The 639-nt window shown below is 74.5% G+C and carries 1 protein-coding gene and 1 pseudogene; both read left to right on the forward strand.

The features are described from left to right. A partial coding sequence (locus EAO76_RS43365) for a methionine adenosyltransferase domain-containing protein (RefSeq protein WP_187439065.1) occupies positions 1-268 on the forward strand: 268 nt, incomplete at its 5' end. Between the two features lie 112 nt (positions 269-380). Then, a pseudogene (locus EAO76_RS43370) lies at positions 381-639 on the forward strand (primosome assembly protein PriA); the annotation flags it as partial.

Here is a 639-nt window from a genome sequence, read left to right on the forward strand (position 1 = left end):
CCAGGTCGCGTACGCGATCGGCAAGGCCGAGCCGGTCGGCCTGTTCGTCGAGACCTTCGGCACCGCCGCGATCGACACCGAGAAGATCGAGCACGCCATCGGCGAGGTCTTCGACCTGCGCCCGGCCGCGATCATCCGCGACCTCGACCTGCTGCGCCCGATCTACGCCCAGACCGCGGCGTACGGCCACTTCGGCCGCGAGCTGCCCGACTTCACCTGGGAGCGCACCGACCGGGTGGACGCGCTGCGCGCGGCGGCCGGGCTGTAGGCCCACCGCACTTCGCCCGTACGCCGGGGCCCGGACACCGCACGCGGTGYCCGGGCCCCGGCGCGTGCGGTGGCCGGGGCCGCTGTCGGTGCCGTCTGGTAGGAATTTGGCTGTGAGCAGCGAAGACGAGCGGTCCGAGGACCCCGAAGGCGGGGCCCCGGAGCAGCTTGCGCTGATCCGGGAGACGGTGCGCAGGGCCAAGGTGCCGCGGGCCAAGCCGCGCACCTGGCGCGGTGCCGCCCTCGCCCCGGAGCTGCCCGTCGCCCGCGTCCTGGTCAACAAGGGCGCGCTCCACCTCGACCAGTACTTCGACTACGCGGTGCCCGAGGAGCTCGACGCCGAGGCCCGGCCCGGGGTACGGGTGCGGGTGC

It is taken from the genome of Streptomyces sp. sk2.1 (genome assembly GCF_008120935.1).
Lineage (GTDB): Bacteria > Actinomycetota > Actinomycetes > Streptomycetales > Streptomycetaceae > Streptomyces.